General features: G+C 70.5%; 17 protein-coding genes. 4 read left to right on the top strand and 13 right to left on the bottom strand.

Annotated elements, in window-relative coordinates:
- The first annotated feature begins 63 nt into the window (after positions 1-63).
- Positions 64-810, top strand: a complete 747-nt coding sequence (locus ABDW61_RS10260) for a response regulator (protein WP_343638389.1) — start codon at positions 64-66, stop codon at positions 808-810.
- Positions 811-846: 36 nt separating this feature from the next.
- Here the strand turns inward: ABDW61_RS10260 and ABDW61_RS10255 are convergent, their stop codons facing one another.
- A complete protein-coding gene (locus tag ABDW61_RS10255) occupies positions 847-1,299 on the bottom strand; it encodes a thioredoxin family protein (RefSeq protein WP_343638551.1) in 453 nt (150 codons plus the stop codon).
- A 325-nt stretch (positions 1,300-1,624) separates the two neighbouring features.
- On the bottom strand, positions 1,625-2,275 hold the full coding sequence (locus ABDW61_RS10250; protein WP_343638388.1) for a helix-turn-helix domain-containing protein: 651 nt from the start codon (positions 2,273-2,275) through the stop codon (positions 1,625-1,627).
- Positions 2,276-2,364: 89 nt separating this feature from the next.
- Here ABDW61_RS10250 and ABDW61_RS10245 point away from each other — a divergent pair, with 89 nt between their 5' ends.
- On the top strand, positions 2,365-2,733 hold the full coding sequence (locus ABDW61_RS10245) for a DUF3331 domain-containing protein (protein ID WP_343638386.1): 369 nt from the start codon (positions 2,365-2,367) through the stop codon (positions 2,731-2,733).
- A 3-nt stretch (positions 2,734-2,736) separates the two neighbouring features.
- Here ABDW61_RS10245 and ABDW61_RS10240 read toward each other — a convergent pair whose 3' ends face one another.
- From ABDW61_RS10240 to ABDW61_RS10200, 9 genes are all read right to left on the bottom strand, one after another.
- The gene (locus ABDW61_RS10240; RefSeq protein ID WP_343638384.1) at positions 2,737-4,107 is read right to left on the bottom strand and encodes an SLC13 family permease; all 1,371 of its coding nucleotides are present in this window, start codon (positions 4,105-4,107) and stop codon (positions 2,737-2,739) included.
- A gap of 152 nt (positions 4,108-4,259) precedes the next feature.
- Positions 4,260-5,177, bottom strand: a complete 918-nt coding sequence (locus ABDW61_RS10235) for an acyltransferase domain-containing protein (protein ID WP_343638382.1) — start codon at positions 5,175-5,177, stop codon at positions 4,260-4,262.
- A complete protein-coding gene (gene mdcB / locus ABDW61_RS10230) occupies positions 5,174-6,022 on the bottom strand; it encodes a triphosphoribosyl-dephospho-CoA synthase MdcB (protein ID WP_343638381.1) in 849 nt (282 codons plus the stop codon). The genes ABDW61_RS10235 and mdcB overlap by 4 nt, the downstream gene beginning before the upstream one ends.
- Positions 6,023-6,061: 39 nt before the next feature.
- On the bottom strand, positions 6,062-6,766 hold the full coding sequence (mdcG, locus tag ABDW61_RS10225) for a malonate decarboxylase holo-[acyl-carrier-protein] synthase (protein ID WP_343638380.1): 705 nt from the start codon (positions 6,764-6,766) through the stop codon (positions 6,062-6,064).
- A 51-nt stretch (positions 6,767-6,817) separates the two neighbouring features.
- A complete protein-coding gene (locus ABDW61_RS10220) occupies positions 6,818-7,519 on the bottom strand; it encodes a biotin-independent malonate decarboxylase subunit gamma (RefSeq protein ID WP_343638379.1) in 702 nt (233 codons plus the stop codon).
- 18 nt (positions 7,520-7,537) lie between these two features.
- On the bottom strand, positions 7,538-8,434 hold the full coding sequence (locus ABDW61_RS10215; protein WP_343638378.1) for a biotin-independent malonate decarboxylase subunit beta: 897 nt from the start codon (positions 8,432-8,434) through the stop codon (positions 7,538-7,540).
- Positions 8,431-8,754, bottom strand: a complete 324-nt coding sequence (gene mdcC / locus ABDW61_RS10210) for a malonate decarboxylase acyl carrier protein (protein WP_343638377.1) — start codon at positions 8,752-8,754, stop codon at positions 8,431-8,433. The genes ABDW61_RS10215 and mdcC overlap by 4 nt, the downstream gene beginning before the upstream one ends.
- 63 nt (positions 8,755-8,817) lie before the next feature.
- On the bottom strand, positions 8,818-10,497 hold the full coding sequence (gene mdcA / locus ABDW61_RS10205; RefSeq protein ID WP_343638375.1) for a malonate decarboxylase subunit alpha: 1,680 nt from the start codon (positions 10,495-10,497) through the stop codon (positions 8,818-8,820).
- 116 nt (positions 10,498-10,613) lie between these two features.
- Positions 10,614-11,528 (bottom strand): LysR substrate-binding domain-containing protein, encoded by a 915-nt coding sequence (locus tag ABDW61_RS10200; RefSeq protein WP_343638373.1) that lies wholly within the window; start codon positions 11,526-11,528, stop codon positions 10,614-10,616.
- A 279-nt stretch (positions 11,529-11,807) separates the two neighbouring features.
- Between ABDW61_RS10200 and ABDW61_RS10195 the strand changes: the two genes are divergently transcribed.
- Together ABDW61_RS10195 and ABDW61_RS10190 are read left to right on the top strand one after the other, a co-directional pair.
- A complete protein-coding gene (locus ABDW61_RS10195) occupies positions 11,808-12,662 on the top strand; it encodes a hypothetical protein (protein ID WP_343638371.1) in 855 nt (284 codons plus the stop codon).
- A 1-nt stretch (position 12,663) separates the two neighbouring features.
- Positions 12,664-13,254: a DUF4411 family protein gene (locus tag ABDW61_RS10190; RefSeq protein WP_343638370.1), complete on the top strand. Its 591-nt coding sequence runs from the start codon at positions 12,664-12,666 to the stop codon at positions 13,252-13,254.
- Here ABDW61_RS10190 and ABDW61_RS10185 read toward each other — a convergent pair.
- Together ABDW61_RS10185 and ABDW61_RS10180 are read right to left on the bottom strand one after the other, a co-directional pair.
- Positions 13,212-13,925: a HEAT repeat domain-containing protein gene (locus ABDW61_RS10185; RefSeq protein ID WP_343638369.1), complete on the bottom strand. Its 714-nt coding sequence runs from the start codon at positions 13,923-13,925 to the stop codon at positions 13,212-13,214. The genes ABDW61_RS10190 and ABDW61_RS10185 overlap by 43 nt on opposite strands.
- A gap of 246 nt (positions 13,926-14,171) precedes the next feature.
- Positions 14,172-15,497, bottom strand: coding sequence for a nitrate/sulfonate/bicarbonate ABC transporter ATP-binding protein (locus tag ABDW61_RS10180; RefSeq protein WP_343638368.1), 1,326 nt, complete (start codon positions 15,495-15,497; stop codon positions 14,172-14,174).
- Between the last annotated feature and the right edge of the window lie 2 nt (positions 15,498-15,499).

The following is a 15,499-nucleotide window of genomic DNA, read 5'->3' as shown; positions in this document are numbered from 1 at the left end:
TGTGGGGACGAGGCGCGGCCGGTACATTGCGCGTCATCCCGTTCGAAGCGTTCCGCCACCGCCATGCAGACGACCGCACCCACCCTGGATCACGTCCTGATCGTCGACGACGACCGCGAGATCCGCGAGCTGCTCACCACCTACCTGACCCGCAACGGCCTGCGCGCGACCGCCGTGCCCACCGGCCGCCACATGCGCATCGCGCTGGAGACGGCGGGGCCCTTCGACCTGGTGATCCTCGACCTGATGCTGCCTGGCGAGGACGGCCTGTCGCTGTGCCGCGACCTGCGCGCGGGCAAGCACAAGGCGACGCCGGTGATCATGCTGACGGCGCGCGGCGACGAGGCCGACCGCATCCTGGGCCTGGAGATGGGCGCCGACGACTATCTGGCCAAGCCTTTCGCGGCGCGCGAGCTGCTGGCGCGGATCAAGTCGGTGCTGCGGCGCGCGCGGATGCTGCCGCCCAACATGCGATCGAGCGACGAGTCGCCGCGGCTGGCCTTCGGCGAATGGGTGCTGGACACCATCGAGCGCCACCTGGTCGACCAGGAGGGCACCGTCGTGCCGCTGAGCGGCGCCGAGTACCGGCTGCTGCGCGTGTTCCTCGACCATCCGCAGCGCGTGCTGAGCCGCGATCAGTTGCTCGGCCTCACGCAGGGGCGCGAGGCGGAGCTCTTCGAGCGCTCGATCGACCTGCTCGTGAGCCGGCTGCGGCAGCGGCTGCGCGACGGCGCGCGCGAGCCGCGCTACATCAAGACCGTCCGCAGCGAGGGCTACGTGCTCTCGATGGCCGTGGAAGGGCGCGATTGAGGGGCGGCGCAGCGCCGCCCCTGACGGCGTTCAACCTCACGAGGGCTGCTTCAGCAGCGCCTGGATCTGCGCCTCGGTCTGCTGGTAGGCGCCCTCGCCGAAGTGCGAGTAGACGACCTTGCCCTGCTTGTCGATCAGGTACAGCGCCGGCCAGAAGCGGTTGTTGTAGCTCTTCCAGGTCTTGAAGTCGTTGTCCTGCGCGACGGCGTGGCGGATGCCCAGCCGCGTGATCGCGTCCTTCAGGCCGGCGGTGGAGCGCTCCTCCTCGTACTCCGGCGAATGCACGCCGACGACGACCAGGCCCTGGTCCTTGTACTTCTCGTGCCAGGCCTTCACGTAAGGCAGCTGATTCAGGCAGTTGATGCAGGTGTAGGTCCAGAAGTCCACGAGCACCACCTTGCCCTTGAGGCCCTCCATCGTCAGCGGCGGGCTGTTGATCCAGGTGTCGATGCCGGTGAAGGCGGGCGCGGGCTTGCCGTCCATGCCCATTCCGCCGAGCAGCGAGGCCGCGGCCGCCGTGCCCGACATCGGCGGCAGTGACAGCAGCACGGTCGCGGCAGTGGCGGCGCCGGCGAGCACCAGCGGGAAGACGGAGCGGCGGAGGATCGATCGCATGGGGAAGTCCTTTCCAGTCAGGCAGCGCGGGGCTGCGATGGAGCGGATTCTTCAGATCGCGGCCTGGTCGCGATACGGGTTCCGTATGCCTGTGTATCCGGCGGGGAGCGGAAAGACGATTCGATGCTCGCCGATACAGCGCGGCCCGTCGAGCGCCGCCCATTCAAGGCGGCGCTGAACGCCGCGTTCAGCGCCGCGCTCAGCGCAGCAGCCGCAACGCCACGTCCGTCAGCTCGCGCTTGAAGCGCGCCGGATCGTCCGGCAGCGGCGACACCGCGCGCAGCACATGGCTGTAGGCGACCGTCTTGCTGATGCCGTGCATCAGCAGCGAGAACAGCAGCGCCGGATCGCAGCGATGCAGCTCACCTGCATCCATCGCGTCCTGGAACAGCGGCAGGCACACCGCGTTGAAGGGCCGCACCATCGCGTCCACCAGCACGTTGAGCCGCTCGCCTTCCTCGGTCGTGGCTGTCGAGAAGAAGATCCCGATGTCCGGATGCTCGAAGACCCGGTCGATGAACAGCAGCAGGCAGCGCTCGACGCGCTCGCGCGGCCCCAGCGACGCGTCCCCGCGCAGCGCAGCGGTCGCGCTCAGCATCGGATCGAGCAGCACCCGGATCTGCTCGACCACCGCCAGCCACAGCGCCTCCTTCGAGCCGAAGTGGTGCGCGATCAGCGCCGGATCGACATCCGCCTGCCGCGCGATGTCGCGCACGCTGGTGGCCTCGTAGCCGCGCAGCGCGAAGCTGCGCCGCGCCGTCCTCAGCAGGTGGTCCGCGCCCGGCGCACAGTCCGCGCTCGGCCGCCCGCGCCGCCGCGGCGCCCCGGCTGACTTCGGGGTCTTGCTCATGCCTTGCCCGCCTTTGTTATATTCATCACCCGTTGAATTATTTCAGGCTTTGACGCCGGATTGTCGGCGGACGTGAAAGGCGGTGCGGCATGCACAGGGATCTCGCAAGCGACCCAACCCGCGACGGTTGGCTGCGCACGGTGTCATGGCTCGGGAACGGCGGCGTGCCGGAGGGGCTGCTGGCTTCGCCCTCGCGGGCGGGCATCACGCGCGCCTCGCCGACCATCCACGTGCTGGACCGCCCCACGCCGCGCACGGCCGCCATCTCCTGGTCCGATCCCGGCGCCTGCCATTACGGCTACCAGATCTGGGACATGGTCCCCTCCAAGCGCGACGGCATCTGCGTGCTCAGCGGCTGCGCCATCCGCGCCGGGGACATGATCTACACCCCGCGCGTCGACGAGCCGTCGCCGATCAACGCGGGGGAGATGATCGCAGCGGCCTTCGTCGACGGGTGAGCGTCACAGCACCACGAACAGCCCCCAGACGGCGACCGGCGCGATCACGGTGACCGCCGCGCCGTAGAGCAGCAGCAGCCGGAAGAAGCGGTCGCGGTCCATGCCCTTGGCATTGGCCAGCACGAGCGCACCGTTGGTCGAGAACGGGCTCACGTCCACGATCGTCGATGACACCGCCATCGCGGCGATGAACCCGATCGCCATGGCGGCGTTGTCGCCGGTCAGGAAAGGCACTCCGAGCGGAATCAGCGAGCCCAGCACCGCCGTCGACGACGCGAAGGCCGACACCACCGCCCCCACGAAGCAAAGCAGCAGCGCCGCCATCAGCGGCGAGGTCAGGTCCGCGACGCTGTTGCCGACGTAGGCGATCGTCCCCATCTTCTCCATCACGCCCACATAGGTGCTCACGCCGACGATCAGCATGATCTCCGGCCACGACACCTGGCCCAGCGCGCTCTTCTGCAGGCGCGGCTGCAGAAGGCTCAGCGCCAGGCCGATGGTGATCGAGACGAAGCCGATGTCCAGCTTGTAGCCCAGCGTCAGCACCGCCAGCAGCAGCAGGCCCAGCGCGGTGATCACCTGATGGAAGTCGGTGCGCGCGAAGGTCTGCGTCTGCACCTGGCCCAGCATCGAGGACCGGTTCGCCGCGACGCGCTGCCCCTCGCCATAGGACGCCGCCTCGGCGTCGCCGAAGACCTGCGGGCCACCCTGCGCGCGCGCCACTGGAGGAATGGGCGCGATGTCGGGGTCCTCCGCGACGCGGCCCCGCCGCACCAGCGCCGGCCCGCCGAGCGCGATGAACAGGCCCAGCGCCACCGCGAAGTTCACTCCGAAGCTCGCGAGCATGGTCGTCATCTCGCTCAGCGGCAGGCCGGCCTTGGCGACGATCTTGTTGGTGATGCCGCCGTAGATGCTCATCGGCGAGAAGCCGCCCGCCTGCGCGCCGTGGATGACCATCAGGCCCATCATCAGCGGGTTGATGCCGTGCCGCGCGGCGAAGCCCAGGGCGATGGGCGCGATGATCGCGACGGCCGCCGGGCTGACCGCGCCGACCGAGGTCAGCAGCGCCGCGATCAGGAACATGATCCACGGGATCGCCGCGATGCGGCCGCGCACGCCGCGCACCGCGAGCCGCACCAGCCAGTCGATCGTGCCGTTGTTCTGCGCCAGCGCGAAGAGGTAGGTGATGCCCGCCAGCGTGAGGAAGAGGTCGGCGGGGAAGCCGGCCATGATGGCCTTCGCGTTCATCCCGGCCACCAGCGTGCCGACCAGGAAGGCGCCGACGAAGGCCAGTACGCCCATGTTGATCGGCAGCGCCGTGGCAACCACGAACATGGCTGCCAGCGGCAGGATCGACATCCAGTGAATCGTCATGCTTGTCTCCGGTTGGGGGCGCGCCGGCATGTCCGGCGCCAGCCGCCTTATCTCTTGTGGGCCGGACGGTATCGGTGGCGCGATGCCGCTTCAATCAAGCACTTCAAGAGACCGTTACGGACGCTGCAACGATCAAGGGTGAACCCGGGCGCTCAGCCCGCGCAGCGGGCGATCCAGGTCAGCACGCCGTCGAGCGTGCGGAACTCGTCGGCGGAGCGGGCCGGGATGGCGGGATGACGCTGCTGCCACAGCCGCGCGAGCGCCTGACCGCCTCCGATCTCGAGCACGCAGCATGGCCCGCGCGCGGCGAGCTGGTCCATCACCTCGTCCCAGCGCACGGTCGCCGCGATCTGGCGCGCCAGGCCCCATCGCGCCTCGTCGGCACGCCACACCCGGTTCGCGCCGCTGTCGAAAAGGGGCCGCGAGGGCGCCTTCAACGGCAAGGCGGACAGCGCGATGCCGAAAGCCTCGGCGGCCTCGCGCATGAGCGGCGTATGCGAGGCGACCGAGACCGCCAGCCGTGTGCAGCGCGCGCCTCGCGCGGCGGCGGCGGCTTCCAGCATGTCGAGGGCGTCGAGCGGTCCGCCGGCCACGACGGTGTCCTCGCCATTGCGGATGGCCACGCTCACGCGCGTGCCGTTCAGCAGGGCGTCCAGCGTTCTCGCATCGATGCCGGTGATGCCGCTGAGGCCGCCCGCTTCCCGCGCGCTCGCCGCGTCCATGAAGGCGGCGCGATCGCGCGCGAGGGAGATCGCCTCATCGGCGCTGAACACGTCCGCAGCGGCGCAGGCCGCCAGTTCGCCCACGCTGTAGCCGGCCACGGCGCCGGCTTCGATCGATGCGGCCCTCATCGCCAGCTGCAGCTGCGCCCACGCAGCGAGACCTGTCGCGGTGAGCAGCACCTGCGCGTGCGCATTGACGCGGCTCCAGGCGGAGTCGGACAGGGCCGCCCGCCAATCGTCCACGCCGAGGATCGAGCGCATCTGATGGAGCCGCTCGTCCTCGCGCAGCCAGGGCAGCATCAGCGGATGCTGGTTCCCTTGACCGCTGAAGACGATGGCGACGCTCACATCACCGCTCCCAGTGCGCCGATCCTGCGCATCCAGCAGACCGCGGCGAGCATGTCGGCCGAGCCGCCGGGCGACAGCCAGCGGGCTTCGAACGCGAGCGAGAGCCGCTCGGCGCGAGGGATCGCGTCCGGATGCGCCGCGCCGCCGAGTGCGAGGAACTCGCGCGCGGCGTCCTGCGCGAAGCGCAATCCATCGAGCCCGCCGCGATGCGCGAGGTTGCTGTCGTCGAGCACGGCCATCAGATGGAAGAAGACGTCGAGGCGCGCGTGCTCGGCCGGTAGACCACGCGTGAGCGCGGACTGCATCGCGGGCACGCCGATGTCGAAGACCGCCGGGAAGCCGAGCGCCGCTTCCTCCGACGCGCTGCGCAGGCCGAGCTTGCGGGCCGCGATCCCGCCCGGCAGCGAGGAGGGGCGCGATGCGCGCTGGCGGAGCGCTTCGCCCCAGCGATCGATCAAGGTGGAACGGATCGAGGCCGGCGTCGGCGGCCAACCGGCCGCCGCGACCGCGCCCGCCGCCGCGCACAGCAGGCCGAGCAGGAAGATCGCGCCGCGATGCGTGTTGACGCCGCCTGTGGCCGCGAGCATGCGAGCTTCCGCGCGCAGGCCGGCTTGCTCCAGATCGGGGAAGGGCGCGCCGTGCGCGCCCAGACCGGCGATCTCCACGAAGTAGGGCCGCAGCGCCGACATGCTGCGCAGGAAGGTCCGCGCGTCCATGTCGCGGTGACTGCCGTTGCTGGTCAGCGTGACCAGCCCGGGCTTGGGTGAGAGCGCGAGCTCATCGTGCAGCGCGAGCACCGCGGCGCGGCCGATGGACTCCGCGCTCAGGGCGAGCCCTGCGAGCACTGCGAGCGCGGGGGGCGCTGTCGAGGCACGCATCGGAGGTCAGGCCGCCGCCTTGATGGCGCGGACGATCTCGCCCAGCGAGCTGGCGAGCCGGCTGCCGCCGAGCGACTTCACGAGGATCGAGCGCGTGCCTCCCGCGCGCCAGGTGAGCCACTCGCGCCACGACACGGCGCTGTCGCCATCGAAGACGAGTTCGCCGTCCAGGCGCAGCCCGGCGATCTCGGCATGGGCGAGCAGCGCGGCCGTCGCGTCGGCCTGCTCCGCGCTGGTCACACCGGCCCAGAGGTCAATGTCGGAGTCAGCCCGCACGTGAGCCATGCCGGTCATGGCTTGCCACCCGTAACTGCCGTAGACGCGCGGCTGGACGCCGCCGGCCTGCGCCGCGCGGCAGAGCGCGTCCCAGGCCGGCCGCGCCGGTGAAGGCAGCAGCTTCGCGAGCGCGCGGACGGCCGGAAACTCGTCGAAGAACAGCACCTCGCGGCGCGCCAGGCTCACGCCGATGCGGCGCGATTCCCAGCGCAGCGGCGCGGACAGTCCCGCGGCGATCGATTCGGGATCGCTGCCGATATCGGAACCGGCACCGCAGCCGGCACCGCAGCGCTGCTGCGTCACCACCAGCGGCAGCCCGCGCGAGGACCACAGCGTCAGGCATTCGCGCTCGACGGGATCGCGCGCGTTCGCGCACAAGCGGTCCCATGCGGCCGGCGTCGGCCGGATCAATTGATGGCGGTGAAGTCGCGTCATGACGGCGTCTCCGGGAAGGTCCGGGAAGGTCCGGGAAGAGGATGGCCGCGATCAGGCGGCGTCGAGCACGCGCTGCATGACCGAGGCCGCGAGCCGCCGGCCGCCCCGCTGCGCGCCGTCGATCGCGCGGCGGTCCTCGACCGGCGCGTCGGCCAGCGCCTGCCGCAGCGCCTCGCGCAGATCGCCGCGCCAGAGCCGCCGCACGCCGCCCATCGCCACGTAGTTCTCGACGCCGGGCGCGAACACCGGGTTGGACTGGGAGAGCTCCTCCAGCATGGCCTCCGGCAGCTTGGTCACGCGCGACATCGCCGGGATGCGCATGACGCGGATCTCGGCCTCGGGCAGTGCGTCGCAGGCATCGGCAATCAAACCCGAGGTGATGAAGCCGCCCGACAGCGCCTGGTCGTAGATCAGCCCCAGCACGCGGTGTCCGCGGCGCCGCGCCAGGTCGATCGTCATCCCGAGATGCGCCATCGCGCGGTTGATGCCGAGCAGCTCATCGCGGCGGCGCAACTGCTGCCCTTGCGTGTCGATGAGCAGCAGGATGGTCCGGCCGGGATGACGGGCGATGGTGTCCAGCAGCACGCGCGCCTGCGCCAGCGCGAGCCGGACGCCGATCGGCGCATGATGCGTCGTGCCGACGAGGGTGAGCGGCTGGCCATCGAAGTCGGCCGTGCCGTGCAGGAAATCGCCGTCCAGCGTGAGCGTGTCGGCGGAACCGAGCAGCGTGGCGGCCAAGGTGTTCCAGTCCATGTCTTGCTCTCCCGAAGGTCAGCGCGCCAGCGCGCGCAGCGGCAGCACATCGGCCACGTCGAGGTCCGGCACCCGCGCCGCGTCCTCGACGCCGAGCCGCCGCCACAGGGCGGCTGCATCGTCGCCATCGACCGGCTCATCGAGCAGCGCCAGCCGCGCGGCGAGCAGCGCGTGCTCGGCTTCCAGCGATTCGGGCGTGACCGGCCGCGCGGCGGGCAAGGCCGTCATCGCATCGATCGCGGCGCGGCGGAAGGCGGCGACGTCGTCCTCGACCAGCGCGTCGCAATCGCCTGTCAGCCAGCGGTGCTTCCCGCCGGTCGTGCGCCAGACCAGCGCGCGATCGCGCGCGTCGAACTCCTCGACGCCATGGGAGGCCTCGATCACCTCGGGGCCGGACATCGCCAGGCGGCCGACGTCGCTCATCACGACCCGGTCGAGGCAGCGCGCCACGATGCCCATGCCGCCGAAGCACCCGTTGGCCGCGCCGATCAGGCCGATCACCGGAATGCCGGCGTCACGCGCATCGAGCACCGCGCGCATCACCTCGGAGACCGCGATGAGGCCGGCGTTGGCCTCGTGCAGGCGCACGCCGCCCGAATCGAGCAGCAGCAGCACCGCCGCCGGGCGATCGCGCCGCGCGCGGCGCAGCAGCCCGGTGAGCTTGGCGCCATGGACCTCGCCCACGCCGCCGCCCATGAAGGCGCCTTCCTGCGCGGCGACGAACACCGTCCGCCCGTCCAGCGTGGCGCGGCCGATGGCCACGCCGTCGTCGAAGGCGCACGGCACGCCGAGCTGCGCCAGATGCGGGCTCATCAGGCGCTCCTGCGGCGGCAGCCATTCGTGGAAGCTGCCCGGATCGAGCAGCAGCGCCAGGCGCTCACGCGCCGAGCATTCGGCATAGGACTGGGCGGTCATGGGCGCAGCTCCTGCACGGCCTGGTCGAGCCGCAGGCTGACGACGGCGGGCGTGGCGCCCATGTCGTTGATGGACACGCGCACGCCGGCCAGGCCGTGGCGGCGGTGGAAGTCGTCGAGCACGGCCTGCCAGATCGGCGCGAAGCCGCGCGCCGAGGTCTGGACGCGGACCGCGCAGTCGGCGCCGTCGCTGGGCTCGAGCATCACCTCGAGATTGCCTGAGCCGACCACGCCGACCACCACCGGCGCGAAGGACGGCACGGCGCGGGTGCCGGCGAAGCGGAAGTCGAGGGTCTCAAGACCGGGTGGCATGGGCGTCATGGCGTGTCGTGGTCGTGCTGTCGTGCGGGGTGAAGGCGGAAGCTCAGGGCGCGGGCTCGGCGCTCACCAGTTGCGGAAGCGTTTGGGCGGGCGGTAGAGGCCGCCGGAGGCGCGCACCAGGTCGCGCATGCCGCGCGCGGCCAGCAGGTTGCGCGTGGCCAGGCGCGGGTCGATGCCCAGGTCCCCGGGACGCCGGATCACGCCGCGGTCGCGCAGGTTTTCCACGGCGCGATGGTCCCGGCCCAGTCCGACCGCCGTGTAGCCGGCGACGCCGCGGATGGCCTGCTCGCGCTCCGCGTCGTCGCGGCACAGCAGCAGATTGGCGATGCCCTCCTCGGTGAGGACGTGGGTGACGTCGTCGCCGTAGATCATGATCGGCGGCAGGTCCATGCCGGCCTGGCGCTGCAGCTCCCAGGCGTCCAGCGTCTCGACAAAGGCGGGCTGCATGTGCTCGCGGAAGGTCTCCACCATCTGCACCACCAGCTTGCGGCCGCGCGGCGTGGCGGCGGCGCCGCGCTGATGGGCGCGCGCTTCCTGGCCGGCCTTCAGCCAGGCGGGGCTGGCATGGCGGCGGCCGCGCGCGTCGGCGCCCATGTTGGGCGCGCCGCCGAAGCCGGCGATCCGGCCCAGCGTCGCCGTCGAGCTGTTGCCCATCAGGTCCATCTGCAGCGTCGAGCCAATGAAGAGGTCGCAGGCGTAATGGCCCGCCGCCTGGCAGAACGCCCGGTTGCTGCGCAGGCTGCCGTCGGGCCCGGTGAAGAAGACGTCCGAGCGGGCGCGCAGGTAGTCCTCCATGCCGAGCTCGGAGCCGAACGAGTGCACCGACTCCACCCATCCGGCCTCGATCGCCGGGATCAACGCGGGATGCGGGTTCAGCGCCCAGTGGCGGCAGATCTTCCCCTTCAGGCCGAGCGATTCGCCATAGGTCGGCAGCAGCAGCTCGATCGCGGCGGTGTCGAAGCCGATGCCGTGATTCAGGCGCTGCACGCCGTACTCGGCGTAGATGCCCTTGATGGCCATCATCGCCATCAGCACCTGGATCTCGCTGATCTGCGCCGGGTCGCGGGTGAAGAGGGGCTCGATGAAATGCGGCGTCGGCGCCAGCACGACCATGTCGACCCAGTCCGCCGGCACGTCGACGCGGGGCAGGGCGCCGCCTTCGGGCAGCAGCTCGTTGACCTGCGCGATCACGATGCCGCCGGAGAACGCGGTGGCCTCGACGATGGCGGGCGTGTCCTCGGTGTTGGGGCCGGTGTAGAGGTTGCCGTGCGCGTCCGCGGCCTGCGCCGCGATCAGCGAGACCTTGGGCGTGAGGTCGACGAAGTAGCGGGCGAACAGCTCGAGGTAGGTGTGGATCGCGCCGATGCGCAGCCGGCCGGCCGAGAGCAGCTTGGCCAGCCGCGCGCCCTGCGGGCCGGAGAAGCTGAAGTCGAGCAGGCTGGCGATGCCGCGCTCGAAGACGTCCAGGTGCTCGGGCAGCGCGATGACCGACTGGACCAGGTGCAGGTCGTGGATGCGTGCCGGGTCGAGCTGGACCAGCGCCTTGGCCAGGAAGTCGGCCTGCTTCTGGTTGTTGCCTTCCAGGCAGACGCGGTCGCCGGGCCGCAGCACGGCGTGGAGCAGGTCGACGATGGCGCCGGTGTCGACGCGCTTGCCGGCCAGGCGCGCGCCGAGCGCGTCGCGCGCCGCGGCGAGCCGGGCGGCGCGGTCGCGGGCCTTGGTGTCCATGGGGATGTGGTCCATGGGCATGGACGGTACGGGCGCCGCGGCGACGGATCAATCAACCGCGCCGCCCGACGGTTACGGCCAGCGGAACGGTCCGGAGCGGTCCGGAGCGGTCCGGAGCGGGCGGGGGCGCTTCAGCTGCCGCTCAGGCGCAGCGTGCGGCTGGCGGCGAGCAGCGCCAGCAGGTTGGGATCGCGCTCGCGGGCGCGCAGGAAGCACAGCGCGATGGTCTGGCGCACGGCGTAGCGGTCCTGCAGCGGAATCAGGCGGACGCTGGGCGGGAGCACGGCGCGCACGCGGCCGGGCAGCAGCGTGCAGCCGATGCCGCCGCCCACCAGGTTCATCAGCGAGAAGATGTCGTTGGTCTTCATCACGATCTGCGGCTCGAAGCCGGCGATGCGGAAGGCGTCGAGGAAGCGGCTGTAGGTGACGAAGCCGTCCTGCAGGCTGACGAAGCGCTCTTCGGTGCAGTCCTGCAGGTCGATCGCCTCGCGGCGCGCGTAGGGCGAGCTGGCCGGGGCGGCGAAGTAGAGCGTGTCCTCGAAGAGGGCGTGGGTCTCGATGTCGGTGGCGCCATCGGGCAGGCCCATGACGGCCGCGTCGAGGGTGCCGTCGCGCAGGCGCTGGGTGAGGTCGGCGTTGGAGCCCAGGATCAACTCGGCCTGCACGTCGGGCTTGCGGGTCTTGAGCGCCATGATCATCGACGGCACGGTGCCGCTGGTCAGCGAGTACAGCGAGCCGATGCGGATGCGCTCGGCCGCGTAGCCGGCGAGGGCGCGGGTGGCGTTGATGCCCTCGTCCATGCGCTGCAGGATCTCGCGGCCGACGTCGGCGAGCGCGTGGGCGGCGTCGGTGGGCTGCAGGTTGCGGCCCTCGAGCCGGAACAGCGCGCAGCGCGTGCCGGCCTCCAGCGAATGCAGCGCGCGGTGCACGCTGACGGCGCTGGTGCCCAGCTTCTCCGCCGCGCGCGCGAGGCTGCCGCTCTCCAGGAAGGTGATCAGGATCTCGAGCTTGCGGAAGGTGATCTCTTCGCTGATGCGGGGGAGCATGGGCAGGCTGCGGCGCAGTGGGGGAAGGCGCTCATTGTGCGGCTGGCGAAGGCGGGGTGCAGATATTGCGGAGCCGGACCGGCGCTGCTCCCACATGCTGGCGCTCAAGAGTCTTCGCTGAACCGCGCCAGGCGACGCCGTCCAGTGGCGATTCCAAGGCAGCCGAGACGACATCGATCGAGGAGGGGCGGTGACGTCTTCCACCTGAAGCTGCATGTTTCGAGCGAGGCCAATCTCTCAATGAATTGAGGATCGCGCCTCGGCGAATGACGCAGTGCAATGCGCACCATGCAATGCGATCAATACATGGGCTCATTTCTCTGGGCCCCTCACGGCCCAACAAGTCCGCTGGGACCTTTGCCGGAGCAGGCGCTGATTGGCGTTCGCCCGAATGCGGACCGACGCCTGGCAGCCACCCTGCATCGCTGCGAAGTGCGCCAGGAGTGGTACCGAGACTACCTGGCCGAGACGCAGGAGGATCGTCTTGGCTTTGTAGGCAGCGTGCCACTGGGAGCGAGGCATGGATTCGCGGCCGGATCAATACGCGCCTTGTTGGGAGCGTCGGGGCGCTCGTTCCACGGACCACAACGGCGCGCAAGCCTGGTCGAGGCAGCCGTAGAACTGGCCGAGTCGGCGGGCATCCTCGTGATGGTCGGCCCCGTGGCGTCAGACGATCCGGAAGACGGGCCCGAGACGGACGCCGTCCATGGCATCACGCTGGCCGATGGTTGGGCGCCGGCGATCTTCATCAACGAAGCGCTCGCACCCGCCGCCCAGCTCCGCGTATTGGCTCGGCACCTCGCCCTGTTGTGGTTGGGGGCCTCCGCCGTCACGCGTCCCAACCGCGCATCTGCGGCTGGTGACGTGGTTGCCCGCTGGTGCGATGGCGTGGCTGACGAGGCAATCGACCTGCTGAGCGCACTGGTGACCGACCGGCAATTGGTGCTCGAGCGACCACCGGACGCCGACTTCTGCGCGCGAGTGGCCGCCCGGGCGAGCCGGCGATTCGCGTGGTCCTTGATCAATCACACGCTGGAAGGACAGACAACTTTCACCGAGGCCTTCCGCCTGCTGGGCATCAACTCCACCGACGCCTTCAACGCGATCGGTCGGTCACTGGACATCGAGATCTGACATGGCCTACCTGCTTGACGCAAACGTGCTCATCGAAGCAAAGAACCAACATTACGGCATGGACTTCTGTCCCGCCTTCTGGCGATGGCTGAGCGATAGCCACGCGGACGGGCAGGTGTTCAGCGTCGTCGAGGTGCGTGATGAACTAACCGATCCGGAGATATCGCCTTGGGTCGCGGTCCAGTCTCCAGGCTTCTTCTTGCCTACGGATCCCGAGGTTGTTGGCGCACGCCATTCGATCGAGCTATGGGCCCGTGACATGCAGTTCACCCGTGAGGCCGTGCGAGGATTCATGAAGTCTGCCGACAGCGCACTCATCGCCTTTGCCGTCGCGCACGGGCACGCCGTGGTGACGATGGAGCGTTCATCCGGGTCGAAGAGGAAGGTCAAGATCCCGGATGTTTGCAAGGATTTCAATGTCCGCTGCATCAAGCCTTACATCATGCTGCGTGAACTGCGGGCTCGCTTTGTCCTTGGTCCGTTGCATGAGCCCTACGAAGGTGCAACCTTGGCGCGAGTCGACCCCGATGTGCAAACTGCGGCAGACAGTCAGGAGTCATTGCTTTGCTGGATCCCAACAGGCACCGCCTGACCCGAACAGGCCTCCAGCGCATCATCCAGCCGCGCCTGCCAGTACGCGTTCGTGGATGACCGGCCGGCGGCCTTGGTCAGCGCCTGCAGCGGCTCGACGAGCCGTGGATCGGCGAGCGCCTCCGCGGCATCCAGCTCGTAGACATGGCAATCGGGCGTGAGCAGCTTGATCAGCGCTTCGACGATGCCGTCGTCTCCGCGCCGCGCGAGCCCGACCAGCGCTTCCCCGCGCACATCGAGATCGTCATCGCTCAGATTGCGGCGCAGCGCCGCGCGGATCTCCGGCGTGTCGTCGTCGCGCAGTGTGCCCAGGCCGAAGGTGGCCCAGTCCCGCACCTCGTTCGATGGATCGGAGGACAGCCGGATCAAGCCCTCGATCGCCTCTGGCTCTTCGTAGGAACCCAGCGCCACGGCGACCTGCCAGCGCATCTGGCTGTCCGCGCTCGTCGCGAGCCGCAGCAGCGCCTCCACGCTGGCCGCATGCGGCCGGTGCCCCAATCCGCTCACCGCCGCGCGCACGACATCGTGATGCGGGTCCGAAAGACCCCGCAGAAGCAGTTGCTGGGTCTCGGCCTCCGCGAACATGGTGCATTCGCCTTGCACCCGGCGCGTCAGCTGGCTGGCGATCGACAAGGCCACCGCCCGGCGACGTGCGCGCGGGCTCGCGCTCATCGCGGTGAGCGTCGCCAGCAGCGACGGCGAGCCTCTCAGCTGGAGCTCCTGGATGGCGCGCCAGCCCGCGTCGGCATGCCAGTGCCGCAGAGCCTGTCGCAGCAGGCGGTCAGTGCTGTGGGACTTCAGCCGGGAATGGGCAAGGCGTTTCATCGGAGCAGGCTCGAGGAGGACGCGAAGCCTCGACTCTACCCATCCCCTTCACGGTTTCGCACCCGCCACGCGTCACGCGCACCGCCCAGCACGTCAACGCGTCGCCGTGTCGTCCTCGCCCGTTGGCAGCCGAAGCGCGCCAGTGTTGTAGTCGTACTCGAACACCTCGCCGTGCCGCGCCCACGTCACCGCGGTCTGCAGCACCGCATCGGCTTCGGCGTCGTCCAGGTGCTCGCTGAGCAGGCGCAGCACCGGCTTGTCCGGCATCACGCCGCTGGGCTCCTGCTCCAGGCTGTGGCGGATGTGCGCGATCAGCGGCACGTGCGCCATCAGCTGCTGGCCGAAGAGGTCGCGCCGCAGGCCGTGCGAGCCCTCGACGTAGCGCCGGCCCAGCGGCGTCAACTGCAGGTCGCCGCTGTCGAGCTGCGCCAGCCCCAGCAGCGCCAGCGCGTGCGCGACCGGCAGCAGCTCCGAGTCCGGCAGGCCCGCCTCCTCGCACAGCTGCGGCAGGTCCGCCCGGCCGTCGAAAGGCGATTCGGCGAGCAGCTCCAGCAGCCCGTCCATCCGCGCCACATCCGCCGCCGGCAGGCGCTCGGCCAGCGGGGCCGGTGCCGTCGCCGCGTCCACCGCGCCAGCCGTGCGCGCCGGGCGCGCCGCGCCGGCTGTCATCAGCGCATAGACCTCGTCGATCAGCGCGCGCACGTCGGCGCTCTCCGGATCGCGCGGCCGCGGCAGCTGCACCGACAGCTGGCAGCGGATCCGCCCCGGGTCGCTCGCGAAGATCAGCACGCGGTCGGCCATCATCACGGCCTCCTCGATGTTGTGCGACACCACCAGCATCGCCCGCGTCGGCATGTGCCCGCCCTCCCACAGCTCCAGGATGTCCTCGCGCAGCCGCTCGCCGGTCAGCACGTCCAGCGCCGAGAAGGCCTCGTCCATCAGCAGCACGTCCGGATCGGTCACCAGCGCCCGCGCGATGCCCACCCGCTGGCGCATCCCGCCCGACAGCTCGCGCGGCAGCGCGCCTTCGAAGCCGCCCAGCCCGATCAGCGCGATCGCCGCCTCGGCCCTGGCCTCGCGCTCGGCCTTGGCGACGCCGCGCGCCTCCAGACCCAGCTCGACGTTCTGCTGCACCGTCAGCCACGGGAAGAGCGCGAACGACTGGAACACCATGCTCACGCCCCGCGCCGGCCCCGACAGCGGCTGGCCGCGATAGCGCACCTGGCCCGCGTCGGCCGGCACCAGCCCAGCCATGATCCGCAGCAGCGTGCTCTTGCCCGAGCCCGACTGCCCCAGCAGTGCCACGATCTCGCCCTCGCGCAGATGGAAGTCCACGTCCTCCAGCACGGGCCGCGGATGGCCGTCGGCGGAGCGGAAGCGCTTGCCCACGCCATGGAGTTCGATGATGGATGCGGTCATGC

This window comes from Roseateles sp. (assembly GCF_039595595.1).
Classification (GTDB): Bacteria; Pseudomonadota; Gammaproteobacteria; order Burkholderiales; family Burkholderiaceae_C; genus Roseateles.
Note: the sequence above shows the minus strand (reverse complement) of the source record. Positions and strands in the feature narration are given on the sequence as shown.